General features: G+C 44.0%; 23 protein-coding genes. 13 read left to right on the top strand and 10 right to left on the bottom strand.

The features are described from left to right. Window positions 1-28 precede the first annotated feature (28 nt). From ACFOEE_RS04705 to ACFOEE_RS04725, 5 genes are all read left to right on the top strand, one after another. Window positions 29-442 carry a DUF4402 domain-containing protein gene (locus ACFOEE_RS04705; RefSeq protein ID WP_377121421.1) on the top strand — a complete coding sequence of 138 codons (414 nt, stop codon included), beginning with the start codon at window positions 29-31 and terminating at the stop codon, window positions 440-442. A gap of 8 nt (window positions 443-450) precedes the next feature. Continuing rightward, window positions 451-1,230 carry a fimbrial biogenesis chaperone gene (locus ACFOEE_RS04710; RefSeq protein WP_377121423.1) on the top strand — a complete coding sequence of 260 codons (780 nt, stop codon included), beginning with the start codon at window positions 451-453 and terminating at the stop codon, window positions 1,228-1,230. 74 nt (window positions 1,231-1,304) lie between these two features. Beyond that, entirely contained in the window at window positions 1,305-4,130 is a 2,826-nt protein-coding gene (locus tag ACFOEE_RS04715; RefSeq protein ID WP_377121425.1) for a hypothetical protein, read from the top strand. A gap of 14 nt (window positions 4,131-4,144) precedes the next feature. Further along, window positions 4,145-4,792 (top strand): SPOR domain-containing protein, encoded by a 648-nt coding sequence (locus ACFOEE_RS04720; RefSeq protein ID WP_377121427.1) that lies wholly within the window; start codon window positions 4,145-4,147, stop codon window positions 4,790-4,792. An 84-nt stretch (window positions 4,793-4,876) separates the two neighbouring features. Further along, window positions 4,877-5,494 carry a DNA-3-methyladenine glycosylase I gene (locus ACFOEE_RS04725; protein ID WP_377121429.1) on the top strand — a complete coding sequence of 206 codons (618 nt, stop codon included), beginning with the start codon at window positions 4,877-4,879 and terminating at the stop codon, window positions 5,492-5,494. A gap of 79 nt (window positions 5,495-5,573) precedes the next feature. Here the strand turns inward: ACFOEE_RS04725 and ACFOEE_RS04730 are convergent, their stop codons facing one another. Further along, complete coding sequence (locus tag ACFOEE_RS04730) at window positions 5,574-7,046, bottom strand: sigma-54 interaction domain-containing protein (RefSeq protein ID WP_377121431.1); 1,473 nt, start codon at window positions 7,044-7,046, stop codon at window positions 5,574-5,576. Window positions 7,047-7,198: 152 nt separating this feature from the next. Next, window positions 7,199-7,984: a flagellin N-terminal helical domain-containing protein gene (locus ACFOEE_RS04735; protein WP_377121433.1), complete on the bottom strand. Its 786-nt coding sequence runs from the start codon at window positions 7,982-7,984 to the stop codon at window positions 7,199-7,201. A gap of 204 nt (window positions 7,985-8,188) precedes the next feature. On the opposite strand from ACFOEE_RS04735, the gene pseB reads away from it, so the two are divergent. From pseB to pseI, 6 genes are read left to right on the top strand one after another with little or no spacing between them, the layout of a single operon-like run. Next, window positions 8,189-9,190 carry a UDP-N-acetylglucosamine 4,6-dehydratase (inverting) gene (gene pseB, locus ACFOEE_RS04740; RefSeq protein WP_377121435.1) on the top strand — a complete coding sequence of 334 codons (1,002 nt, stop codon included), beginning with the start codon at window positions 8,189-8,191 and terminating at the stop codon, window positions 9,188-9,190. Further along, complete coding sequence (gene pseC, locus ACFOEE_RS04745) at window positions 9,187-10,332, top strand: UDP-4-amino-4,6-dideoxy-N-acetyl-beta-L-altrosamine transaminase (protein WP_377121437.1); 1,146 nt, start codon at window positions 9,187-9,189, stop codon at window positions 10,330-10,332. Before pseB ends, pseC begins: the two co-directional genes overlap by 4 nt. Beyond that, window positions 10,329-11,186 carry an aldo/keto reductase gene (locus ACFOEE_RS04750; protein WP_377121439.1) on the top strand — a complete coding sequence of 286 codons (858 nt, stop codon included), beginning with the start codon at window positions 10,329-10,331 and terminating at the stop codon, window positions 11,184-11,186. The genes pseC and ACFOEE_RS04750 overlap by 4 nt, the downstream gene beginning before the upstream one ends. 27 nt (window positions 11,187-11,213) lie before the next feature. Continuing rightward, window positions 11,214-13,232 (top strand): aminotransferase class III-fold pyridoxal phosphate-dependent enzyme, encoded by a 2,019-nt coding sequence (locus tag ACFOEE_RS04755; RefSeq protein WP_377121441.1) that lies wholly within the window; start codon window positions 11,214-11,216, stop codon window positions 13,230-13,232. Window positions 13,233-13,234: 2 nt separating this feature from the next. Beyond that, the gene (gene pseG / locus ACFOEE_RS04760) at window positions 13,235-14,728 is read left to right on the top strand and encodes a UDP-2,4-diacetamido-2,4,6-trideoxy-beta-L-altropyranose hydrolase (protein ID WP_377121443.1); all 1,494 of its coding nucleotides are present in this window, start codon (window positions 13,235-13,237) and stop codon (window positions 14,726-14,728) included. Between the two features lie 2 nt (window positions 14,729-14,730). Then, a complete protein-coding gene (pseI, locus tag ACFOEE_RS04765) occupies window positions 14,731-15,783 on the top strand; it encodes a pseudaminic acid synthase (protein ID WP_377121445.1) in 1,053 nt (350 codons plus the stop codon). A 45-nt stretch (window positions 15,784-15,828) separates the two neighbouring features. On the opposite strand, the gene ACFOEE_RS04770 is transcribed toward pseI, so the two are convergent. After that, complete coding sequence (locus ACFOEE_RS04770; protein ID WP_377121447.1) at window positions 15,829-16,065, bottom strand: acyl carrier protein; 237 nt, start codon at window positions 16,063-16,065, stop codon at window positions 15,829-15,831. Between the two features lie 148 nt (window positions 16,066-16,213). On the opposite strand from ACFOEE_RS04770, the gene ACFOEE_RS04775 reads away from it, so the two are divergent. Together ACFOEE_RS04775 and ACFOEE_RS04780 are read left to right on the top strand one after the other, a co-directional pair. Then, on the top strand, window positions 16,214-17,209 hold the full coding sequence (locus ACFOEE_RS04775) for an acrylyl-CoA reductase family protein (protein WP_377121449.1): 996 nt from the start codon (window positions 16,214-16,216) through the stop codon (window positions 17,207-17,209). Then, on the top strand, window positions 17,210-17,662 hold the full coding sequence (locus ACFOEE_RS04780; protein WP_377121451.1) for a 3-hydroxyacyl-ACP dehydratase FabZ family protein: 453 nt from the start codon (window positions 17,210-17,212) through the stop codon (window positions 17,660-17,662). It begins immediately after the preceding gene. A gap of 19 nt (window positions 17,663-17,681) precedes the next feature. On the opposite strand, the gene ACFOEE_RS04785 is transcribed toward ACFOEE_RS04780, so the two are convergent. The 7 genes from ACFOEE_RS04785 to fabZ are packed head-to-tail and all read right to left on the bottom strand — an operon-like array spanning window position 17,682 to window position 23,632. Further along, window positions 17,682-18,581, bottom strand: a complete 900-nt coding sequence (locus tag ACFOEE_RS04785) for an AAC(3) family N-acetyltransferase (protein WP_377121453.1) — start codon at window positions 18,579-18,581, stop codon at window positions 17,682-17,684. 4 nt (window positions 18,582-18,585) lie between these two features. Further along, a complete protein-coding gene (locus ACFOEE_RS04790) occupies window positions 18,586-19,551 on the bottom strand; it encodes a transketolase family protein (RefSeq protein WP_377121455.1) in 966 nt (321 codons plus the stop codon). Window positions 19,552-19,562: 11 nt separating this feature from the next. Continuing rightward, a complete protein-coding gene (locus ACFOEE_RS04795) occupies window positions 19,563-20,375 on the bottom strand; it encodes a transketolase (protein WP_377121457.1) in 813 nt (270 codons plus the stop codon). A 13-nt stretch (window positions 20,376-20,388) separates the two neighbouring features. Then, window positions 20,389-21,144, bottom strand: coding sequence for an SDR family NAD(P)-dependent oxidoreductase (locus ACFOEE_RS04800; protein ID WP_377121459.1), 756 nt, complete (start codon window positions 21,142-21,144; stop codon window positions 20,389-20,391). Further along, the gene (locus ACFOEE_RS04805) at window positions 21,137-21,559 is read right to left on the bottom strand and encodes a hypothetical protein (protein ID WP_377121461.1); all 423 of its coding nucleotides are present in this window, start codon (window positions 21,557-21,559) and stop codon (window positions 21,137-21,139) included. Before ACFOEE_RS04805 ends, ACFOEE_RS04800 begins: the two co-directional genes overlap by 8 nt. Next, window positions 21,552-23,162, bottom strand: coding sequence for a GMC family oxidoreductase (locus ACFOEE_RS04810; RefSeq protein WP_377121463.1), 1,611 nt, complete (start codon window positions 23,160-23,162; stop codon window positions 21,552-21,554). The genes ACFOEE_RS04805 and ACFOEE_RS04810 overlap by 8 nt, the downstream gene beginning before the upstream one ends. A 2-nt stretch (window positions 23,163-23,164) precedes the next feature. Continuing rightward, complete coding sequence (gene fabZ, locus ACFOEE_RS04815) at window positions 23,165-23,632, bottom strand: 3-hydroxyacyl-ACP dehydratase FabZ (protein WP_377121465.1); 468 nt, start codon at window positions 23,630-23,632, stop codon at window positions 23,165-23,167. Window positions 23,633-23,658 lie beyond the last annotated feature (26 nt).

A 23,658-nucleotide genomic window follows, 5' to 3' on the forward strand; every position in this document is an offset into this window, starting at 1 on the left:
TTGCATTCTATTCGATGTTGTAGTCACTATGATATTGGCTTTTCTTACTACTTTCACCATTGTACAAAATTTGGACTTTGGTGAAATTGCGTTGATGCGTAATCATCAAAAAAGTGAGCTAACGGTAAAAACCAGTGGTGAAATCATCAGTAGCGGCGCAATTTATATTTTTACGCCAGGTCACGCAGCAGAGCTATTGTTACAATCCAGCTCTCCACAAACTGAGCTTCAGATCTCAGCACTCGTGACCGCGCCTATGGGCTCAGCCTTCGCCAGTAACACTTTTAATTTAATTGATTTGAATTACCCAAGCTCAGTTGTCACTGACAGCTCTGGCATGGCAACCATCACTTTGGGTGGGACCATTCAATCTTCCGGCAACGGTGTGACCTATCAAGATAGTCATTATCAAACCTCGATTGCCATCACTGTAACTTATTAGGGAGCATATTGTTGCTACGCATTATTGTTGCTTTTACCTTGTTGTTTGTCAGCTCGGCAAGTCTGGCCTCACTCACAATTACCCCAACTCGCGTGGTTTTCAATGACCGAGACCGCATTGCCACTATGACGCTACTTAACACCTCAGATAAAACCGTGAGCTATCGCCTGCAATGGCAAGAACTGCGTTTTTCCGACACTGGGCAGTTAACTTTAGTTGAGGAACCTGCGGCATATGCGCTCAGTAAAATGATGCGTATTAGTCCAAGGCAAGTGACTTTGGCACCGAACCAAAAGCAAGTGATTAAACTGGCACTGCGGCGCCCCTCAGACTTACCAGCAGGTGAGTTACGCAGCTATTTGAACTTCTCTGCCCAACCAGTAACCGCGCCCGAGGACCAAGCACAACAACATAGCGGACTGAAGATCAATTTACTGATCAACTACAATGTTCCTGTGATTGTCCGCCATCAAGCGACGTTACCTGAGCTGAATATTGCCGCAGTGGAAAAAGTCGCAGCAGACAAACTAAGATTTATTTTAGAACGGCAAGGCAAGAGTAGTAGCAATGGCAAAGTGCTGGCCTTTCATGTCGACCAACAAGGGCAACAACGCGAGATTGCACTCCTTAACAATATTAATGTTTACACCGAACAGCAACGTATTGCTGTGACGCTACCGCTCACTGAAACTTTGCCGCAATCCGGACACTTGTTGCTGCAATACCTCGGCAGTGAAGAATATCTCGGTGTGCGCTTCGCTGAAAAACATATACCACTACCACTATAATGTCATCGACCCGCCGCCACTTTTTTGTCTGTGTGTTATTGCTGCTGATAAATCCAATCAACACATGCTTGGCGATGCCAAACGCCATCGCCGCACTGGCAAAAAAGTATCGGCAATTAAACTCGCCAGCCCACAGTCCCAATATCACCCATAGTATCCCAATAGACGAAGAGTTGATCTTGGCTGTGGAGCTTAATGGCAACTGGCTGAGTGATATTTACGCGATAAAAAGCGCAGAGCAAGCACAAATAGGCTTAGTTGGCTTAGTGAACGTATTGGCATTACCAATACAGGTTGACCTCAATAAAGTCACGGCCGACGGTTGGCTCTATGATGAAGACAATACTCTTGCAGTCAAGATGATAGAGGGCGAACTGTTACTTTATCGTGCAGGGCAACTTGTGGCAAAAACCACGCAATTTACCCTCGCCGATGATTTGTATGTCGAAGCATATTGGTTACAAACTTGGCTAGATATTGCATTGAACCTTGATTTTGCGGGGCAATTAATCAAAGTAAACCCCACCACCCCGTTACCTATCAGCGAACATCTGGTACGCAAAAATCAGCGCCTAGCTACATCTGGCAGTGCACCTCGCGCTCAATTACCGCAACAAGACAATGACTACGCGTTTATGTCAAATCCAGTATTTGATTTACAACTCGCCGCATTGCAGCAAAAACATCATCATAGTACCACTTATTCACTGCTCGGCAGGCAAGAGCTTGGCTACCTTGATAGCCGCTTTTTTTTGTATGGCAATGATAAGGACTGGCTCGATACAGCTCGCGTGTCAGTGCAGCGCCAACTAGATGAAAGTAATTTACTACGCCAATTAGGTGTCAATGAATGGCAACTAGGTGATATTCAACCCGCGCAGTCTGGTAAGTCGTTTTCCAATCAGCAAGGGCGCGGCTTCAAACTGTTTAATAACGATGCTGACAACTATCAGCATCAAGACTTGGTTAATATTGGCGGCGATATTCAACCCAACTGGGATGTTGAACTGTATCTCAATGAGATTCTGGTTGCTCGTGAAACCAGTACCAATAATGGCCGCTTTGAATTTCATAATATTCGCCTACGCTACGGGCAAAACCGCATCAAACTATTGAAATACGGCCCCTACGGCGAAATAGCAACGGAACATCGTACTTTGTACTTTGATGGTAAAAGCGCTGACGCTTGGCAAAGTCAGTTTAATGTTTCCTTATTGCAACCGGGCAATAACTTATTGGGTAAGGACTTCGAGTCATCACAAGATTGGTATTTGTCTGGTAACTATCAGCTGTCTTTACCTTATTCGCTACAGTCCTATTTTGGCTTTAGTAAGCTTTGGGGAGAGGCTGAACAGGCTCAATCCGCCCAGTTCGCAGCAGGCTTGCAAGGTAATTTACTGCATCAAGCTGCATGGCAGTTAAATTACGAGCATAGCGAAACGCAACGCTGGCTAAATGGCCATATTCAAACCGCTATCGGTGGTCAAAATCTCAGTGTAGAACTGGGTCAACGCCGTTTTGATGATAAGCCTAAACACAATTTGCTTGATGTTAGCCTCAGTGGCAGATTGTTTGCCAATATCTATTATGAACAAAAAGCCAGCCGACAAGAAAATGATGATATGAGCACCACGAAACTCATTAATCAACTCTCAACACGCGTTCGAAATGTGCAGGTAAACCATAACTTTACTTGGCAGCAAAGTAACTCATCAAACAGCCTAGCAGCATTGACCGAACGCTACGGGAGTTTATTTATGACTGGCTTTTTTACGGACTTTTTTGCAACACTAAATGCTCAATATGACACGTCACAAACCTTTGCCTGGCGTATTATCGAGCTTAGTGTCAATCACCAATTAACTGATGAATTACAGTCGCAGTGGACCCTGCGCCACCGCGCGATTGACGATTTAAATCAACTAGCCTTAGATCTCAGCTGGGCGCAACCCGAATTCACTTTAACAGGTGGCCTCACTTACGACCAAGAGCAGCATACCGGCATTAGCTTATTAGCCAGAACGAGTCTTGGCTTTGCCAACCAACAAAATAAAACCACTTGGTCTAACACTCCGCTCGCCAGCAGTGGCGGTTTGCTTGTGCGCGTCTTTGTCGATGCCAATAGCAATTTACGTTATGACCTAGGTGAAACCTTACTGCCTGATGTCAAAGTCATTTCGCGGCAAAGCTTTCGTACCGCACGTACCGCAGCCGATGGTGTTGCGCTGTTAAAGTCCCTGACTCCCAATAAACGCACCGACATTGAAATTGATCTCGCTACATTACCAGACCCCTTTATGTTACGAGCAGACAAGGGATTTTCAGTAGCGCCTCGAGCTGGGCAGCTTAACTTTGTCGAAATTCCTATTACCTTGGGCGGCGAGATTGACGGCACGCTGTACCTCGCTGAAACTGGCAAGCCCGCCGCTTATGTGGAGGTGGAATTAGTCGACCAATTAGGCTCGATAGTTGCTACGACTAAGTCTGAACATGATGGCTACTACTTATTTACCGAAATAAAGCCTGGCCATTATCTGGTGCGCATTGCAAAGCAAAATCAGCAGAGTTGGGTCGGACTCGATTTGGCGGAGCTCAAGTTTAGCGCCCGCGGTGAACTTTATACTGGTGTTGACCTTAGCTTACGTCATGAGGAACGCCTGCATGGTTACATGGCGGTAATACATACCTTTCATGATCTACAACTGCTTAAACTCTACTGGCAGCTCATCAAAAAGCGTTTAAACGGTACTTTTACAGGTTTTTATCACACCACGCCTGAGTCTCAGTTCCAGCTTGCCGTTAGCTTTACTCAAACTGCCGCAGAGAGCCAATTACAATGTGACTTGTTACTCGCAGAGCAGCTAAACTGCAGCGTCGAAACAGTTAAACTCAGTTACTAACTAAGAGAATTCGAATGCCTCACAATCATCTCAATAGCTTTGTTGCTTTACTTCTAACCACGCTCTTCATTGGTGGCTGCAACAGCACCACAAGCCCGCAAGATACACCAGCGGCTTATGTCACCCTAGCGGAGTTTAACACGCTCAAGCAACAGCATGAGCAATTAGAACGACGGATCACCAACCTTTTAGCGGTTGAACAAGAACTAAAAGCTGTGGTGCTGGCGCTAGATTCACAACTGGCTGCGAGCACAAAACCCGTTCAAACCGCGGCTAACGAAAAATCAAATCTCTCTACAATGACTCCCATGTCCACAGCTAGGGTTAATTCCGCGCCTGTGAACAGCGCGACAATAAATTCAACCTCCTCACCTGAGACAAAACCGCAATCCAACAGCGTTAAGGTCGCTCAACACGGTCTGCAGCTCGGCTTATATCATACTGAAGCCCAAGCCTTGCGCTATCTCAACACAGTGCAACAACAGCTAGCAAGCCTGCCAGACACAGAGCGGTTGTCCTTGCAAACCTCACAAAATGCTTCGGCAGGCACAGACTATCGTGTCGTGTTAACCGGTTTTAGCGATAAACAAAGCGCTATCCAGCGCTGCGAGCAACTTACAGATCAGCGAATTGCCTGCTTTTATCGCTACTTCAACGATTAAAAATGGTGATGTTAAAAAATCACGCTTAACAAGCGTGGCAAAAATCCGTAAGGTGAAGGTATACCAATATTCAAGGAAGCCAAGATGGACACCAAAACTTGCACTCGCTGCCTTTGGGTAGACGAAACCAAACCTGACTATGTCGCTTATCATGATGACGAATGGGGTATGCCCGTCATTGATGACGACCGCTTGTTTGAGTTTATCACCCTCGAGTCAGCACAAGCTGGGCTCAGTTGGTACACCATTTTGAAAAAGCGTGAGCATTATCGCCAGGCATTTTGTCAGTTTAATGTCGACCAAGTCGCACAAATGACAGAGCAAGATGTCGAGCGCTTAATGTTAGACAGCGGCATAGTGCGTAATCGCGCCAAAATCTTGGCAACCATTAATAACGCCAAAATGTTTAAACAAGTACAAGCCGAGTTTGGCTGCTTTGCCCGTTATCAATGGCAATTCGTTAACTACCAGCCTCAGGTTCGGCATGTCGCCGATAAATCCGATTATCAAGCCACCAGCCCAGAAAGCGATGCTTTTGCCAAAGATCTTAAAAAACGCGGCTTTAAGTTTTTAGGCTCAACCACTGTGTATGCCCATATGCAGGCGTGCGGCATGATCAACGATCACCATAACGAGTGCTTTAAAAAGCAAGCGAATATAGACAGTTACGCTGATATTGATTTTGCTGCACTAAAACCGTAACTCGCTACTCAATTAAATAGCAGTACATGAGAAATAAAAATGGCGCTTATTCGCGCCATTTTTATGCGGTATTGCTTGCCTAGTCTCGACCCAAATTGTATTTTTTCATTTTCTCGACCAGTGTAGTACGGCGCACGCCGAGAATATCTGCCGCTCGAGCTACCACATAATCATAACGCTCAAGGGCTTGAGTAATAAGACTGATTTCGAGGTCGGCTAAATATTCTTTGAGATCTATTCCATCATCTGGCAACAAATCGCTTGGGTTGGCATGATGATTGACGGTATTGGTTGGAAATAGCGCCTCTGCATCTACCTCATCGTCCAATTCTTCCTCAAATTCACCAAAGCCTTCACTGAAAATATCATTGAGTGCATTACGCTCTAATAACTCTTCAGGATATTCAGGCTCATATGCTTCAACTTCAATATGTTGATATTTTTTTGGTAAATCAGACACATCGACAACTTTGTCGGGCAGCATGATCACCATGCGTTCAACCAAGTTGGAGAGTTCACGAATATTGCCCGGCCAAGGATGAACTTTTAAACTTTCAATTGCGCGCTCAGTAAACTTAACCCCGGCACCACCTTGTTCACTGACACGTCGCACCAATTCTTTAAGCAGCAGCGGAATATCCTCTACACGCTCTTTAAGCGAAGGGTTATCAATTGGAAACACATTGAGGCGATAATACAAGTCTTCGCGGAACTTGCCAGTTTCAATCATCTCTTCAAGATTACGATGAGTCGCGGCAATAACCCGTACATCAGCCTGAATAGGCTTAGTGCCACCAACACGCTCATAGGAACGCTCTTGTAAGACACGCAGTAATTTCACTTGCATCTGCAGCGGCATGTCGCCAATTTCATCTAAGAATAGCGTACCGCCTTGGGCTAATTCAAAACGACCTTTACGAGCAGAAATCGCGCCAGTAAAGGCGCCCTTCTCATGGCCAAACAGCTCACTTTCAAGGAGCTCCCCAGGGATAGCCCCACAGTTAACTGGCACAAACGGCCCTTCGCGGCGCCGTGAGAGCAAATGAACATTACGTGCCACCACCTCTTTACCAGTACCTGATTCACCTAAGATCAAGACGTTCGCATCGGTTTTGGCTACTTGCTCAATAAGAAAACGGACATGTTTTACTGCGGGCGTTTCACCCACCAAACCGTCAAATGCTTTGCTACTGCCCTTGTCAATTTGCCCTGGCAACATGCGCAAATATTGCTGGCAATCGTGAAGTAGTTGAGTTGCAACATCATGGCTAAATGGCTCTGCCATTAATCCAATAACATTCCCACAACCCAGTAAAGGCCTTAGCGTTTCACCGATCAAAAGAAATGGAATGGCTGGATTAGCTTTAATTAAACGCTCATGATCAAGCTCTAACAACGCCCCTAAAATACAAATAGGTCGATTGTCATCACGGGTTCTAAGCGCCTCGGATGATTCTGATTCACTCACAACCTTTGCGTGCTCACCAACAAACGCCAGTGCGGCACACAATCCCGTTGCTCTGTTATTATTGTTATCTATGATCAAAATCATCTTATCTAAACCACAAATGATCTTTGTAACTAGTTATTAAATTAGATTGTAAGGGAGATAAGAAGGGATGCAAGACCTAAGTGGCAAGTTTTTGACATAATCGCCAAAAAAATGCCACTTGGCCTGTGTTAGATCAATACTTAAGCATGAATTTAGAGTAACCCCAACACACTGCTGGCGTTTTGGTTTGCCTGACCACGCAGCGCAATACTGGCTTGAGATAAAATATCGTTGGCGGTTTGCTCTGCTATGGTTTTTGCATAATCCGTATCTTGAATACGACTTTGGCTTGCGGCAATATTTTCAGCCTGATTACCCAGACCTCGAATTGTGCTGCCAAGGGTATTTTCAAATGCACCGATTTGCGCGCGCTGACTATTTAGTGCCTCAGATACTGAGTCGGCACTGTCTATTGCAGCCTGCGCCCCCGCTTGGGTCGAAATATCCACACTTAAAATCCCAGCGGCAAGGTTGTCATCATTAAGCTTGGCTGTTTGTGTGGTATTTGCGTCAGGGCCAACTTGAAAACTCACTGCATTGCCCGTAAACAACTTCGCTCCACCAAACGTAGTGTTTTTAAATGTATCGGTGATCTGCGATTGCAACTGCGACACTTCTTCTTGCAGAGCTTGTCGGTCAGTATCAGTAAGCGCGCCATTTCCTGATTGAATAGACAATTCGCGAATACGAGAAACCGCATCATTTACACCTGACAATGCAGAATCGGCGGTTTGCGCATAGGAAATACCATCATAAGCATTACGAATTGCTTGCCCAAAGCCATCTTGCTGTGATGTTAAACGGTCGATTATCTGTAATGCTGCGGCGTCATCCGCCGCTGAATTGACTTTTTTACCCGAAGCCAACTGCTGCGCAAGCTTGTTACTGGTTCTATCAATCTGATTAAAAGCTTGGTTACTTGGTGATTGAATTTTCATTTTGCCCCCCATCTTAGGCCATGAAACTTGGTTAAAGTTTAGCCTTTACGAGCCGATAAGTCATGCTAAACCTGTAATTAACGCACAAACAACTGGCATAAATACTGCAAAACTCAAATAACTGGTATAAAGTATTGAGTAGTAGACAGTTATAGTACTAAAACTGTAGCTCTCATTAAAAATGCAGACAGAGTGGCAATGGCTATGTTCGATAATAAAAGCATTCTAATCACAGGCGGCACAGGCTCATTTGGCAAGAAATACGTCAAGACTTTGTTAGCTCGCTATAAACCGAAAAAAATAATTGTGTTTTCACGCGACGAATTAAAACAATTCGAGATGCAACAAGAGTTCGATGCCCCCTGTATGCGTTACTTTATTGGTGATGTACGCGATAAAGACCGTCTAAAACGCGCTATGCGCGGTGTTGACTATGTCATTCACGCTGCCGCACTAAAACAAGTTCCAGCCGCCGAATACAATCCGATGGAATGCATTAAAACCAATATCAACGGCGCAGAAAATGTCATCGAAGCCGCGCTTGATAATAACGTTAGTAAAGTGATCGCGCTTTCAACTGACAAAGCCGCCAACCCCATTAATCTATACGGCGCCACCAAACTTGCATCAGACAAGTTATTCGTGGCGGCAAATAATATCGCCGGTGGCCATAAAACCACCTTCTCGGTGGTGCGATATGGCAATGTAGTGTGCTCACGCGGCTCTGTAGTGCCGATTTTCCAAAAATTTATTGATGAAGGCCGTGACCATATTCCGATCACTCACGAAGACATGACTCGTTTTTGGATAAGTTTGCAGCAAGGCGTCGACTTTGTACTGAAGAATTTTGAGCGCATGCTCGGTGGTGAAATTTTTGTGCCAAAAATTCCTTCGATTAGAATCACAGATCTAGCCAAAGCCATGGCGCCAAATTTACCCATTAAAGTGATAGGTATCCGCCCTGGTGAAAAACTCCATGAAGTAATGTGCCCTGCCGACTTATGTTTTGATACCTATGAATACGATGACCATTTCGTCATTGCCCCTGGGATTAAATTTAGTTCACGTTCTAATGATTTCACCATTAACGCTATTGGGGAAAGAGGCAAACCAGTCGCCACAGGCTATGAATATAATTCAAGAGACAATACACATTACCTAACCGCTGAGGAAATTATCGAATTTAATCAAATGGCATTGAAATGAAATCATACGGAAAACAAGCGATAGATCAAAGCGACATTGATGCCGTCGTAGCGGTTTTAAAATCGGACTTTCTAACACAAGGTCCGGCAATTACCGCTTTCCAAACAGCTATTGCTACTAAAACAACAAGCCGCTATGCCATAGCTGCCGCGAACGCAACGGCCTGTTTGCACATAGCATGCTTGGCACTTGGTGTTTCAGAAAACGACATTGTTTGGACTTCACCGATTTCATTCGTCGCGTCGGCAAATTGTGCTTTGTATTGTGGTGCTGATATTGATTTTGTCGACATTGACCTTGATACCGGCTTGATGAGCTTAGCAGCTTTGGAACGCAAGCTTGAGGTTGCTAAACAACTGCAAAAGTTGCCAAAAGTAGTGATCCCAGTTCATTTATGTGGCCAGAGCTGCGACATGGCGGCAATTTATCAGCTTGCTCAAGAGTATGGCTTCAAAATCATCGAAGACGCATCACATGCTATTGGCGGCACTTATCAAAACATGCCGATAGGTAATTGTAAATATAGCGATATATGTGTTTTCAGCTTCCATCCAGTGAAGATTATTACCACAGGTGAAGGCGGAGTTGCGACCACCAACAGTCCTCAATTAGCAAAAAAAATGCAGCAATTTGTCTCTCACGGTATTACCCGAGAGCCTGAATTGCTTCAAAACCCAAGTCATGGTCCTTGGTATTACGAGCAATTAGCTTTGGGTTTTAATTATCGTATGACGGATATTCAAGCAGCACTGGGTTTAAGTCAGCTTGATAAATTGGACCAGTTTGTCGCAATTAGAAATAACCTTGCGGCTTTATACCAAAACAAGCTCGCGGAATTAAATGTTACCATGCTCACAGTAAAACAGTATGGCCTGAGCAGCTATCACTTATTGGTTGTTCTACTAGATAATGCCGAACAAAGATTGCGTATGTACCATGCTTTGCAACAAGCTGGCATTGGTGTCAATGTCCACTACATCCCTATTTACTTACAACCTTACTATCAAGCGAAAGGCTTTCTTGCCGGCTATTGTCCGAACGCCGAAAATTATTATTCAAAAGCACTCACTTTACCTTTACACCCTCAACTTAGCGAGCAAGATATCGAAACTATTGTCAGCAACGTGAAGAATGCCTTATGAAGCTTGTGCTTGGTGGAGCCCAATTCGGTCTAAATTATGGGGTAACGAATATTCATGGTCAGGTAACGCAGCAAACGTTGGCCGACATTCTTGTTGTTGCGGCCCAACATGGGATAGCACAAATCGATACCGCACCAGCTTATGGCGACTGTGAAAGTGTATTAGGCCAATTGGCGCCCAGTGGTTTTGAGTACATATCCAAGGTTTCGCATTGCGATAAACCGCAACAATTAGAAAAGTCAGTACTACATAGCCTTGCTATGCTGCGTACAGAGTCATTGCATGGCTTATTATTTCACAATGAAACGACTTTATTAACTAAAGAAGGGCAAGCTCTGCTGCAACAGGCGCAAGCAATGCAATCCGCAGGCCTAATCAAAAACATTGGCGTGTCATTCTATACGCCCGAATTAGTTGAAGATATAGTTAACAAATTTCCCCTCGATTTTATCCAGTGTCCTGTAAACCTACTCGACCAGCGCTTCACTACTCAACCAATTACCTCACTGCTAGCAAAACGACATGTCAAGTTGCACGCACGCTCAATTTTTTTACAAGGTCTCCTAGTAGCACCTGAATTACCAACAAAATTTCAAGCTTATTCTAGTTATTTTAAAGCAGTAAAAGAGCTATCTCGCGATTTAAACTGTTCTCCATTGAGTCTAGCGCTTGCGATAGCAGTACAAAATAGTCACATAGATAAAATTTTGGTAGGTTGCTGTGCGGCGGAGCAACTTATTGAAGTGGTCAATGCATATCAGCGTGCAGAAAATCTTAAAGTTGATATGAGCACGTTAAAAAGACTCGCTTGTAAAGAACAACAGCTAATTAATCCTACTCTTTGGCCGATATAACAACCAATACACCATTTCGAGTTTTTTATGAACGTAATTGCGATTGTCCAAGCTAGAATGAACTCTTCTCGCCTTCCAGGTAAAGTTCTTAAACCTATTAACAATCGACCTATGCTCGAACTATTACTCGAACGTTTGTCTCGCGCACAACGTATTAACTCTATCATAGTAGCCACCAGCCATGGCCAAAGTGATGATGATATTGCAAAGTTTTGTGCTGCAAACCACATAACCTGTGTTCGAGGATCGTTAAATGATGTTTTAGCTCGCTTCAATACGGTAATGAAGGCCTATCCAAGCCAGCATGTCGTACGTATTACTGCGGATTGCCCGTTGTTAGATCCTGAATTAATTGATCATGTGATTGCTGAACATTTGGCACATCATGCCGACTATACCAGTAATTGTTTGTCGCCTACTTTTCCCGATGGTTTGGACGTGGAAGTGATCCGCTCTGAAGTACTGCTAAGAGCGCATTTAAATGCTAAAACAAGTCTTGAGCGTGAGCACGTAACACCCTACGTCTATAGTAATCCTGAGCTGTTTAAAATCCATGTCGTGAAGAATGATACAGATTTATCTGAACTTAGGTGGACTGTAGATAATCCTGAAGACTTTGCACTGATCGAAACAATTTATCACCAGCTGTACAACAACGACCCGCTATTTACTTTTATGGACGTATTGAAATTGGTTAATGATAATCCTGAATTGAAGCACCTTAATAAGCATATTAAGCGTAACGAAGGCTTTAAACAAAGCGATGAACTGGTACTGAGTAAATGTAACACTTTACTAGATAGAGCCTCCAATGTGATCCCGACTGGCTCTCAAACCTTTAGCAAAAGTAAATATGCTTTTCCTGAAGGCGCTGCACCACTTTATTTAAAATCGGGTAAAGGCTGTATTGTTACAGACTATGATGGCAACGAATATATCGACTTTGTGAATGGGCTTCTGTCAATCTCTTTAGGTTATTGCGACCCCGATGTCGATGCTGCTGTAAAAAATCAAATTGATCTAGGCACCATTTTCTCTCTACCAACAGAAATTGAAACCGTAGTCGCTGAAAAACTTTGTGCGCTTATCCCAAGTGCTGATATGGTGCGCTTTGGCAAAAATGGTAGCGACGCTACAACCGCGGCAATTCGACTCGCTCGCGCCTATACAGGTAAAGATGACGTCGCAGTATGCGGTTACCATGGTTGGCACGACTGGTATATCGGCAGTACAACCCGTAAACTTGGCATTCCTGACGCGGTTTGTGAATTAACACATAAGTTTAATTACAACGATATCGCGTCCTTAGAACAAGTGTTTGCGCAACATAAATTAGCGGCTGTTATTATGGAACCCATGAATGTTGCCTATCCTGAGCCTGGCTTTTTAGAGCAAGTCAGACAGCTTTGTGATCAACACAATACGCTGCTCATTTTCGACGAAACCATTACCGGTTTTCGCTTCCATTTAAACGGTGCCCAAACCCTTTTTAATGTCACCCCGGATTTATCAACGTTCGGAAAAGGTATGGCAAATGGCTGGCCTCTTTCAGCAGTGGTGGGTAAACGCAGAATCATGATGCTAATGGAAGAAATCTTTTTCTCTGGCACTTTTGCGGGTGATGCAGTGGCACTCACGGCAGCCAGTACCGTGATTGACAAAATGCAACGCGACAATGTCCTAGACCATATTGCGGAGCAAGGGGAATATCTCATATCTCAACTTAACAATTTAATTGTGCAGTTTAACTGTGAGCATTGGCTTAAGGTTTTAGGTCACCCATCATGGTCCTTTATCACGATTTCTGATCGACCAAATGCCACCTCGTTTGAGATTAAGACTTTACTTATCCAAGAAATGGCTAAGCGTGGCATCCTCGTCTCAGCAAGTCACAATCTAAGTTATGCACACCAACGGGAGCATATTGATCGCTTGCTTAAAGCATATGAGGAAGTATTACCCTTGATCAATCTGGCGATTGAAGACAATACACTGCTATCTAAAATTACAGGTAAGATTCTGCAACCGGTTTTTAAAGTAAGATAAACATGCAAGTATTATTTCGTGTTGATAGTTCGGCAAATATAGGTAGCGGCCATTTTATGCGCTGCCTAACGTTGGCGAAGGCATTTCATCACCTTACCCAATGTGCTATTCATTTTATCGCCAAAGAAATCTTAATTCATCACGAGACTTTGTTAGCAGAGAATCAATTTTTGCTCACAAAACTACCACCGAACCTGCATATCGCGGCTGATGCACAACATTCTATAGCCTCATTTGATATTCAATTGGGCCCTAACGTTGTCGTGGTTGACCATTATCAACTCGACCAATCTTGGGAAACACCAGTGAGGGAGCACTGCGCTCATTTACTGGTCATTGATGACCTTGCGAACCGCATTCATGACTGTGATAGTTTATTAGACCAAACTTACTTACGCCACAAAAACGACTACCGACATCTAGTAAGCCCAAAGACTAACTTACTACTAGGATGTGATTATTCACTACTGCGTCGCGAGTTTATCGAATTAAGAGAACATGCGGTTAAAAAACGCATGAGTAAAGACGGCATTCGCGAAATTCTAATTTGCTTTGGTAGCACAGATCCAATCAACGCCACCTCACAAACGTTAGATGCGATTTTACCCATTTGCATCGAACATCAGATTAAAATCAATATCGTGCTTTCGTCCAGTGCGCCACATTTACTAGAGATTAGCGAGCGTGTGGCTAACTCATCTTTATGTACACTTCACGTTGACAGCACTGCGGTCGCAAAACTGATGCTAGACGCGGATTTAGCTATCGGCGCCAATGGCACTTTATCTTGGGAGCGCTGTTGTTTAGGGCTACCCGCCATCACAACTGATATCGCAGCTAACCAAGTTTTTGTTGGCAAAGCATTGGCCCAAACCGGCGCAATTGTCCATCTAGGACAAGTTGATAGCGGTTTTGCAACTCGCCTCAAGCAAACATTTGAGCAACTATTACAAGCCAATACGGCGTATTTATCTCAAATGGTGAATCAAGCTTTTGCTCTAGTCGATGGTAAGGGCGCACAGAAAGTCATCCAACACATATTGCAATCAAGGGTCGCATTGCGCCCCGCAACATTAGATGACACAGATCTTTTATTTGCTTGGCAATCCAACCCAGAGGTCCGAAAATACTCTCGAAATCCGAAACCAGTTGAGTTTAATGAGCATGTACTGTGGCTTAGAAATACGCTCGCAAATTCGAAAAGGGCTTTATTCATTATCATAGATAGCTGGACGAAATCAGGCGTTGGGATGTTGCGATTAGATCAAATCTCCGAGTTAGAACTAGAAATTTCTATTCTTGTTGCACCAGAGCATCAAGGGGCCGGCTATGCGGATGCCGCAATTCATGCACTTGACAAGTCATTCAAACGTAAAACCATTCATGCTTATTTAGATCCTAAAAATCTAAAATCCAGTAAACTATTTGCACGCGCAGGCTTTAAAGCCATTCATGTTGATCATTTTGTGCGATTTCCAGATTTAAGAGGTGACTAGCTTTGTCAAACGCTTTCTCAATCAATGGCCGTGTTATTGGTCCTCAACAAGCGCCCTATATTATCGCTGAAATTTCTGCGAATCATAATGGCTCAATTGAGACCGCACTCAACACCATTTCGATGGCAAAAAAAATGGGCGCCGATGCAATTAAGATTCAAACCTACACCGCTGATACGATGACGATAGATGCGCCGCAGGCTGATTTCCAAATCGCCGTCGGACCTTGGCAAGGTTACAATCTTCATCAATTGTATCAGCAAGCACATACCCCATTTGAATGGCATGCAGAACTTTTTGCCCATGCAAAGCGCGAAGGTATTACTTTATTCAGTACCCCATTTGATGAAACTGCTGTCGATTTACTGGAATCACTTGATACGCCAGCTTATAAAATTGCCTCTTTTGAATTAACCGATTTACCTCTTATCGCCTATGTCGCCAAGACTGGTAAACCACTGATTATGTCTACAGGTATGGCCAATGCTATGGAGATAGCAGAAGCGCTTGACTGTGCAAAAAGCCATGGCGCACAGCATATTGTACTTTTACACTGTGTTAGCTCCTACCCTGCTGTTACCGAGCGTGCAAATTTAAGAGCAATCAAAACGCTGGCACAACAATTTAATGTGCTAACTGGTCTATCCGATCATACTTTGTCACACACCGCAGCCATTGCTGCCACTACATTAGGAGCGACGGTTATTGAGAAACATTTTACCTTAGACCGTTCGATTCCCGGTCCAGACGCTGCATTCTCAATTGAGCCAGAAGAATTAAACATGTTAGTGCAAACCACCAGCAGTACTTGGCAGGCAATCGGAACAGGTGAACTTGGTACTACAAAAGACGAAGAACAGAATTTGCAATTTCGCCGTTCGATTTACGTCGTAAAGGACATTAAAAAAGGCGAGAAGTTTAGTAAAGAGAATATTCGCCGCATCAGACCAGGATTTGGTTTAGCCCCGAAGCATTATGAGCAAATACTGACTTTAACCGCAAATAAGGACTTAATCCGAGGAAGTGCGTTAAGCTGGGATGACGTGAAAAATTAACAATGGACAAACAGCGGGTCAAACCCGCTGTTTGTTTGAAGATATTTAGATCGTGACATCATATTTTTTAAGGATATTTTTACCTTCAGCGTAAGAGCTAAACTCGATGATATCTTCTGTTTCCATCATAATATCAAACGCATCTTCAAGTTCTGCGATTAAGCCCATGTGTCCAACCGAGTCCCATTCAGTAATTGATTGATATTCCAGTGCTTCAACCGCATCTTCTGACACACCAAAGGCTTGAACGAAAGCTTGATTGTATTTTTCTAAGTTACTCATTTCTACTCCTACAGTTAAGCGCGAGATGTGCTTAAGTCTGTTCAAGTTATTTATGCTTATTGCTTTCATTGTGAAAGATTACGATTTGACTATCAAGAGCTTGTGCTAAAGAATACGGTAAATATTGAACTTTTTAGCAGACATTAGCATGACTGAACATTTCTCCGCTTTAGTGGTCAGGAAATCAGTAAATCGCACTTTCAATTGTGAACTAGAAAATTTGCCGCTGGACTTTCTTCCTCAACACGAAGTGACCATTAAAGTTCACTATTCCAGTATCAACTATAAAGATCTCATGTCCTGCGCAGGCAACCCTGCGGTCACACGACGTTTTCCACATATTCCCGGTACGGATGCCGCAGGTGTCGTCACTAGCAGTCAATCTCCTCTATTTACTCCCGGTGATAAGGTTATGGTTACTTGTTTTCCAATGGGAATGAATCATTTTGGCGGATTTTCTGAATATATTTCAGTTCCCGCCTCGTGGGTTATGCCCCTCCCTGCGGATATGACCATGGAACAAGCTATGGCGTTTGGTACTGCCGGATATACCGCAGCAATGTGTGTCGATGCCATAACTGTAGCAGGCGTTGATAACAATAAGAAAATTATGGTCACTGGCATAACGGGCGGAGTTGGGTGTATTGCTGCAGCGATTCTTTGCCAACTTGGATATGAAATTTGCGCTGATTTCACGACTCCACAAAGCTACGATTTTGCAGTGAAAATGGGAGCAACTGTTCTACTGCCAAGAGAAGAGCTGCTCGTTACTCAGCAGCAGAATTTAGCTAAACCAAGGTGGCATGCCGCCATTGATATCGTAGGAGGGGCCTGTTTAGAAAACCTTATCAAGATGACAGATGAGCATGGTGTAATTGCGGCCGTTGGTAATGCATCCGCCACGCAATTCTCTGGCAACGTGTTACCCTTTATTCTTCGCGCCATTTCACTGATTGGGATCAACGCAGAGCTGTCCAGCGGGGATACTAAAAGCCGACTCTGGCACTTGCTGGCTACGGATTGGAAACCGACCAACTTAATGGCATTGTATAACACCATAAAGCTCGCAGAGTTGCCTAACTTAATTACTAATTACCAAACACAACGCCCATTTGGACGTATCGTGGTCGCTATGGAGCCGTAGATGGATATTTCTCAAATTTCCCAACAACTTGATATTAAGCCACCATTTTTAATGATAGATACGTTTTCAGTGGTGGAGAAAGGTGAAAAAGCCATAGCAACGAAATCATTAAGCCCAAATGAGTGGTTTTTTGACTGCCATTTGCCCCACTCTCAAGTCATGCCTGCGACACTACAAATAGAAGGTATGCTACAAACGTTAGTACTGCTCATTTATGACACTTACGATCATGGCGAAACCAGAGCGTTTGTTAACGACATTCAAGTTAAAGTTTTGTCCGCATCGACACCTGAGAATACCCTTGAATTTGTTGCAACGCTTAGCCCAATGCGCAGAGGGATAACCAAAGGAGAGGTGATAGGTAGTAGCGATGGTAAAGTAGTATGTAAAGGTAGTTTTAGCTACGCCTCGCCGAAATTTATGTTGCAGCCAAAGATGGAGGCGAAAAAGTAACTTTCGCCTATGGTATTGATTACGCAAGCGAGTTTAATTCAGCTTGGTAGAGTTTGTCCGCAACTACACTGTTGATCACATCAACATTGGCTCTTTGTGGCCCATAGTAATCTACAAATTGCGGCTCAGGCCGATTTAAATCGGCCACCAGCAGTTTATGCACAGGGTAATGGTCAACAATATGCAAAAGTAACGGCCGACGCATTCCCATAATTAAGCAACTCGCCACCATGCCTTCATCTCGCAGCTTGTTATCACCTCGTAAGGTCAACGATGAAAAGTCACAGACCCCTAGTTCGCGTACATAAAAACCACATTGCAATGGTTCTTGTTGTCCATCTTGAAGTAGCACTCCAGCAAAGAACTTTTCATAGCGGTAGGAAACTGCGGCCATTTGCTCTGCATGATGGATACTTGTAAGAGATTTAACGTAATGGTGCCCCACAGCAATAACCCGCGTATTTTGCTCTACAACCCACTCAAATATGGAGTTTGGCCCAGTACTATGCAAAAAACGTTGATTTAATAATGGCTCCGCTTGCTTACCAAACACCAAGAATGAGTAAAATGGCTGAACAATGCGGTTAGCTGCATATTTTTCCAATAGTAAGCCGCCAAATACCCCAGTCTGTACCGGACTATTGCGTCTATCAAATACTTTTGATTGTGGGAAACCAAAGTAAAATGTTGGCACGATTAGAGTTTGCTCTACATCAAGCGACGATATCACCGACTCAAGAATAAAACCCGCCGCTTTTTGTGCATCAGTATGCTTTAACCCTGTTGCAGCAATCAGCATTCTAAAATCAACGGAAAGCCAAATGACTTTTACAGCATCATGTTGCAACTGAGTGAGTATTGCCGCTATAACCTTATCCAAAGCAGGCTTCACGATGTCATGATTGTCAAACTCGACCATGCCGTTATCCCACAAATGCTTTAATGCGAACAGCCAGTGACTCTGCGTCTAGTTGCTGATCTTTAAGCATATATTGATAATCCCCAGTCTTAATATACGCATCTGGCAAGCCGATTAACAAATGTCGCACACGACGCTCAAGTGGTGACATATACTCAGCTACTGAACTCCCCAGGCCACCTAATGTCGTATGTTCTTCAATGGTAATAATTGGCTTGCCGCTCGCTATAGCATTATCAACACTGGTGGTATCAAGCGGTTTTATGGTGTGCATATTCACCACTTCAGCTTCAATGCCTTGCTCGCTCAACATGTTGGCTGCTTGTAACGCTTCATATACCATTGACCCACAGGCTATCAAAGTCACGTCACTGCCTTGGCGTAAGGTAATAGATTTTCCAATGGTAAACTCATACTCGTCCTCATAGACTATCGGCGAATTAGCAGTACCGGTGAGGCGAATATACATTGGCCCTTTAAATTCAGCCGCTGCCTTTATCGTTTTGACCACTTCGGCACAGTCAGCAGGGTTAACTATAGTCAAACCGGGAATGGCCCGCATCACGGAAACATCTTCCAGTCCAAAGTGCGAATTACCCAAAAATCCCATGCCAATTCCACTGCCAATGGCAACTGCTTTTACATTCATGTGCATGTAGCCTAAATTCATGCGAACTTGTTCACTGGCTCGCATGGCAATAAAAGGCGAAAATGACGAAGCAAAAACATTAAACCCTTCTTTTGCTAGCCCACTTGCTACACCAATCATATTTTGTTCTGCTATACCAGCATTAAGAAACTGATTTGGATAGGTATTTTTAAAACGCTCTAAGCCCGACGAACTGGCCAAGTCCGCAGACATCACCATCATGTCTGGGTAATTTGCTGCGACATCTAGAATGGCGAGACCAAATACGCCACGGGGCCCTAATCTCGCCCACTGCTTGACGTTACGAAGAGTAATTTCCATTGTGACCTCACCTATTCGACATTAAGCTCGCCGATCGCGAGTTCATAGTTATTCTTAGTTAAGCGATTGTGATGCCAGCTGTTATCATTTTCCATGAAAGACACCCCTTTACCTTTGGTCGTATGTGCCACAATTACTTTTGGCCTGTTAAATACGGTTTCTTCAAAGGCCACGACAATTTCCTCAATATTGTGACCATCCACCTCTATCGCATGCCAGCCAAACGCGCTAAATCGCTCAGCCATGTTATCAATTAGCAGAATGTCTTTACCTGCGCCATCATTCTGATGGCGGTTGTAATCGACTATCACAGTGAGGTTATCCAACTGCAAATGGGCAGCTAACATAGCTGCTTCCCACACCGAACCTTCGTTGGTTTCACCATCGCCGACTAACGTATAGGTTTTAAACGCGACATTTTTGCGTTTGGCCGCTGTCGCAATGCCTACTGCCATGGAAATACCATGTCCCAAGCTGCCATTTGAAGACTCAATACCTAAATCTAAATTCATCACCGGATGCGCGATGAGGTCGCTACCATTAGTCTGGAAAGTAGCAAACTTTTCTTCAGAAATAATCCCAGCCGCCAACAACGCCGGATAAAACCCCAGCACACCGTGGCCTTTACTTAAAATAAAGCGGTCTCTATCTTCCCATCTTGGATTATTCTTATCGAATCTTAATACTTTGCCATAGAGCGTCGCCATAACTTCTGCCATTGAAAGCGCACCACCTAAATGGGTCGAAGTCCCGCTTTGATAACTAATATCTAACATTTTTTGGCGCATAAACTTCGCAAAAGCAGCAATTTCTGGATATTTCATGAAGAGTTACCTTTTAAATTAATCCACCATCTACACTCAGCACTTGTCCCGTTATGTGCCGCGCCAAATCTGAACATAAAAATAATGCCGTATTTGCAATATCAGCTGGAGCAGCACAACGTTTCATCGCTGATTTTCCTACTAGCAATGATTTTGCCGCTTCATCCATTTCTCCCGCCATTTCGGTTTGAGTAATACCCGGCGCGATGGCGTTAACTCGAATGTTCATCACCGCCAATTCGAGTGCTAAGCTCTTCGTTGCGCGTTCCACAGCGGCTTTACTACTACCGTAAGCAAAGGTACCTGGTTCAATAGACTGCGCGGTACTAGATGAGATATTAACAATTGCCCCACCTGCTCGACTCATTAATCGCGCTATACCTTGCGTCAATAACATGGGGTGGAAAAGGTTAACGTCAAAAAGTGCTTTCATGTCATTAATTGAAGTCATTTGAAACACTGCGCCACTGGCAATTCCTGCGTTATTAACCAGAATATCCACTTGTTTGGTGTACTGTCGAACAGACTTGGTCGCGATTTTAACTGATTCCTCAGAGCTCAGATCTAGTTCAATAGCAATAAATTGACCAACTTCTAAGTAAGGCTTTAACGCTTCATTTTCATGGACTGAGTTTAAGTTTCTTATGCAACCATAAACCCTAGCCCCGTGTTGCAGAAACAACAAACTAATTGCGAGGCCAATGCCACGATTCGCACCCGTGATCACGGCTTGTTTACCCGTTAGTAATCCATCCAGTGAATTAATCATGTTTAACCTCTTTATAAATCGGTCCCCGCTCAAAAACCGGCTCAAGCAACAACCAATCATCCTCTGCCAAGTTATTCCCCTCAGGGAATGGCGGTATCGCGCCACTACCGATGCGCTCAAGCACGACAGCATTGGTATAATAGTGTCGCAAACAGCTTAAAATAACTGCGGATGTTAACCTTACTTCTTTGCGTTTGGCGGCTTCAATTGCCGCGAGAAACTGATCGTCATCGGCCTCTTCAATGCTGAGCTGCAGTTTTTCCCTGGCTACTTGTGAAAGCAATTCAAAAAACAGGCCAAGTGAGTGTGCTTCGACATCTTTTTCAACTAAATAGTGTAAATTTAATGATGCTGCGTTTGGTAAACCCAACTCGTCATCACCGGGTAAAATAACGGACAAAAATCGTTTAATCATGATTGGCCCATTGTGTAAAATTGTGGCGGATACCATCACAAATTTTCAATGTCAGCGCTTGTGCCGTCGCCACCGGATTCACTGCCCCTGCGGTAATAAAAATGCTGCTATCAACAATGAACAGGTTTTTAACCGCATGGGCTTGGCCATGTTGGTTCACAACCGATGTTGTGGGGTCGCTCCCCATTCTCGCAGTTCCCATGATATGCCATCCCGCGTGCTTTACTGGCGCAAATGCCGAATTTACTTTTGCCCCCGCCGCAGTAAAAACTTCCTTAGCTCTATCAATGCCATGTTTAAGCATTTTTTTGGTATTGTCGTGGAGCTGATAACTGACCTTAATACCGGGTAGTCCCCATTTATCTAAATGCTGGTAATCAAGTTCGATGCGATTGTCTGGCTCGGCTAGATCTTCACTGATTATCGCTATACCCATATTATGGTTATACAGTCGGCTAAATGCTTGATGGTGCCCCTTACCGATCGGAATACGTCGGGTTAAAAACCCAGTTGTGGCAGTTTCTAATGCAGGTGTGCCACGCAGTACATGCATCGTATAACCACGTACAAAATCCCGACTAGCGTCTGTTTCATAGAATTGTTGAGATAACAAACTACAACCTTGCGGACCTATGCTTGAGTTTATCGGGTCGTCAAAAACACCTTCGATATATGCAAGCGGGTGTAGCATCAAATTACGTCCAACCACGTCATAATTATTAAGTAAACCATTCGGATATTGTGATGAGCGACTTTGCAATAACAGCCTAGGTGTACCCGCTCCGCTGCAAGCCAACACCACCAGCTTAGCAGCTAGAAACTGCTGCACCCCATCTTTATCAAAATACTCAACCCCTTTCGCATTGCCTTTGTCATCCAAAGCAATGTTAAAAACCGTACTCTCGGTTAAAACTTGCACCCCTTGCAATCTCGCTTTGGGCCAATAGGTCACATCAACACTACCTTTTGCACCTTGCGCGCACCCTGTATTACAAGGCCCTAAATTGATGCATTGACCACGATTCTGGTGGTTTTTGGTATTGATAGCACTGTACGATGGCCACCAATGCCACTGCAAATCATTAAATGCTTGTGCAAGTTTACGCCCGCCTTCACCAAGTGGCACAGGAGGAAGCAAAGCATCAAACTCAGGATAAGCTGGGTCCCCAACCAATCCCGCAACCCCCATCATTTGCTCATTAACAGTAAAATAAGGTTCTAAGTCTTCATAGCAAAATGGCCAGTCTTCCCCAACTGAATCCAAGGTTTTGGTCTTAAAGTCGGATGGATGAAACCTTGGGAAATGGCCAGAGTATAAAATTGTGCTACCGCCAAATCCGTTAAAATTCGCTAACGATATCGGTGAGCTGGTATTGTCTATAGGATAATCAGCATCATTTTTGCGTATATTCGGGTCGAAGCTGCTGTGATGCGCTTTTGCAATTTCCCAAGTGATTTTCGAACTCGGGTAACGAGTCGCATCTTGTTCTTGCCCTTGCTCCAAACATACAATACGTAAGTTTTTATCTTGGCTCAGACTCCAAGCTGCAGCCGCACCACTGGCACCTGACCCGACAATGACAATATCTGCTTCTAGTGTCATTACTAGGCTTTCTTCTTTGGCAAATATTGTTCAAGTATTTCAGGGATGGTAATCATCATATCGGCTTCACAAGCCACTTCACCATTTACTCGCGCAATGCCTTTCCCTTTGCAAATCCCCCGAGACCAAGACAAAACTTGAGTTTCAATGTCGAGTCGCTCACCTGGAAGCACTTCCCGGCGATAACGCACTGTATGTTGCAGAGCATGCGTCACTTTGCCTTTAAGGCCTGGTAAGGTGGTAATGGCAACAGTCAACATCTGCGCTAACGCTTCCAACTGTAATGCACCTGGCATATTTGGGCCACCGGGGAAATGAACGGGAAAATACCATTCGTTCATGGTGAGATTTTTGTGGCCTTTGGCATATTGTCCGGGTACGACCTCTTCTACATGGTCAATCATTAAAAATGGATAGCGATTAGGTTGATACTCTTGCAACTCAATACAGTTAAGACTAAATTTTTCCATAATAGTAAACCTTCTTTTTAAGGCTG

The sequence above is a fragment of the Pseudoalteromonas fenneropenaei genome, assembly GCF_042643375.1.
In the GTDB taxonomy this organism is placed as follows: domain Bacteria; phylum Pseudomonadota; class Gammaproteobacteria; order Enterobacterales; family Alteromonadaceae; genus Pseudoalteromonas; species Pseudoalteromonas fenneropenaei.

Coding starts and splice junctions, on each gene's coding strand:
- ACFOEE_RS04705 (WP_377121421.1), top strand. CDS start 29: ATGATATTGGCTTTTCTTACTACTTTCACCATTGTACAAAATTTGGAC.
- ACFOEE_RS04715 (WP_377121425.1), top strand. CDS start 1,305: ATGCCAAACGCCATCGCCGCACTGGCAAAAAAGTATCGGCAATTAAAC.
- ACFOEE_RS04720 (WP_377121427.1), top strand. CDS start 4,145: ATGCCTCACAATCATCTCAATAGCTTTGTTGCTTTACTTCTAACCACG.
- ACFOEE_RS04725 (WP_377121429.1), top strand. CDS start 4,877: ATGGACACCAAAACTTGCACTCGCTGCCTTTGGGTAGACGAAACCAAA.
- ACFOEE_RS04730 (WP_377121431.1), bottom strand. CDS start 7,046: ATGATTTTGATCATAGATAACAATAATAACAGAGCAACGGGATTGTGT.
- ACFOEE_RS04735 (WP_377121433.1), bottom strand. CDS start 7,984: ATGAAAATTCAATCACCAAGTAACCAAGCTTTTAATCAGATTGATAGA.
- pseB (WP_377121435.1), top strand. CDS start 8,189: ATGTTCGATAATAAAAGCATTCTAATCACAGGCGGCACAGGCTCATTT.
- pseC (WP_377121437.1), top strand. CDS start 9,187: ATGAAATCATACGGAAAACAAGCGATAGATCAAAGCGACATTGATGCC.
- ACFOEE_RS04750 (WP_377121439.1), top strand. CDS start 10,329: ATGAAGCTTGTGCTTGGTGGAGCCCAATTCGGTCTAAATTATGGGGTA.
- ACFOEE_RS04755 (WP_377121441.1), top strand. CDS start 11,214: ATGAACGTAATTGCGATTGTCCAAGCTAGAATGAACTCTTCTCGCCTT.
- pseG (WP_377121443.1), top strand. CDS start 13,235: ATGCAAGTATTATTTCGTGTTGATAGTTCGGCAAATATAGGTAGCGGC.
- ACFOEE_RS04770 (WP_377121447.1), bottom strand. CDS start 16,065: ATGAGTAACTTAGAAAAATACAATCAAGCTTTCGTTCAAGCCTTTGGT.
- ACFOEE_RS04775 (WP_377121449.1), top strand. CDS start 16,214: ATGACTGAACATTTCTCCGCTTTAGTGGTCAGGAAATCAGTAAATCGC.
- ACFOEE_RS04780 (WP_377121451.1), top strand. CDS start 17,210: ATGGATATTTCTCAAATTTCCCAACAACTTGATATTAAGCCACCATTT.
- ACFOEE_RS04785 (WP_377121453.1), bottom strand. CDS start 18,581: ATGGTCGAGTTTGACAATCATGACATCGTGAAGCCTGCTTTGGATAAG.
- ACFOEE_RS04790 (WP_377121455.1), bottom strand. CDS start 19,551: ATGGAAATTACTCTTCGTAACGTCAAGCAGTGGGCGAGATTAGGGCCC.
- ACFOEE_RS04795 (WP_377121457.1), bottom strand. CDS start 20,375: ATGAAATATCCAGAAATTGCTGCTTTTGCGAAGTTTATGCGCCAAAAA.
- ACFOEE_RS04800 (WP_377121459.1), bottom strand. CDS start 21,144: ATGATTAATTCACTGGATGGATTACTAACGGGTAAACAAGCCGTGATC.
- ACFOEE_RS04805 (WP_377121461.1), bottom strand. CDS start 21,559: ATGATTAAACGATTTTTGTCCGTTATTTTACCCGGTGATGACGAGTTG.
- ACFOEE_RS04810 (WP_377121463.1), bottom strand. CDS start 23,162: ATGACACTAGAAGCAGATATTGTCATTGTCGGGTCAGGTGCCAGTGGT.
- fabZ (WP_377121465.1), bottom strand. CDS start 23,632: ATGGAAAAATTTAGTCTTAACTGTATTGAGTTGCAAGAGTATCAACCT.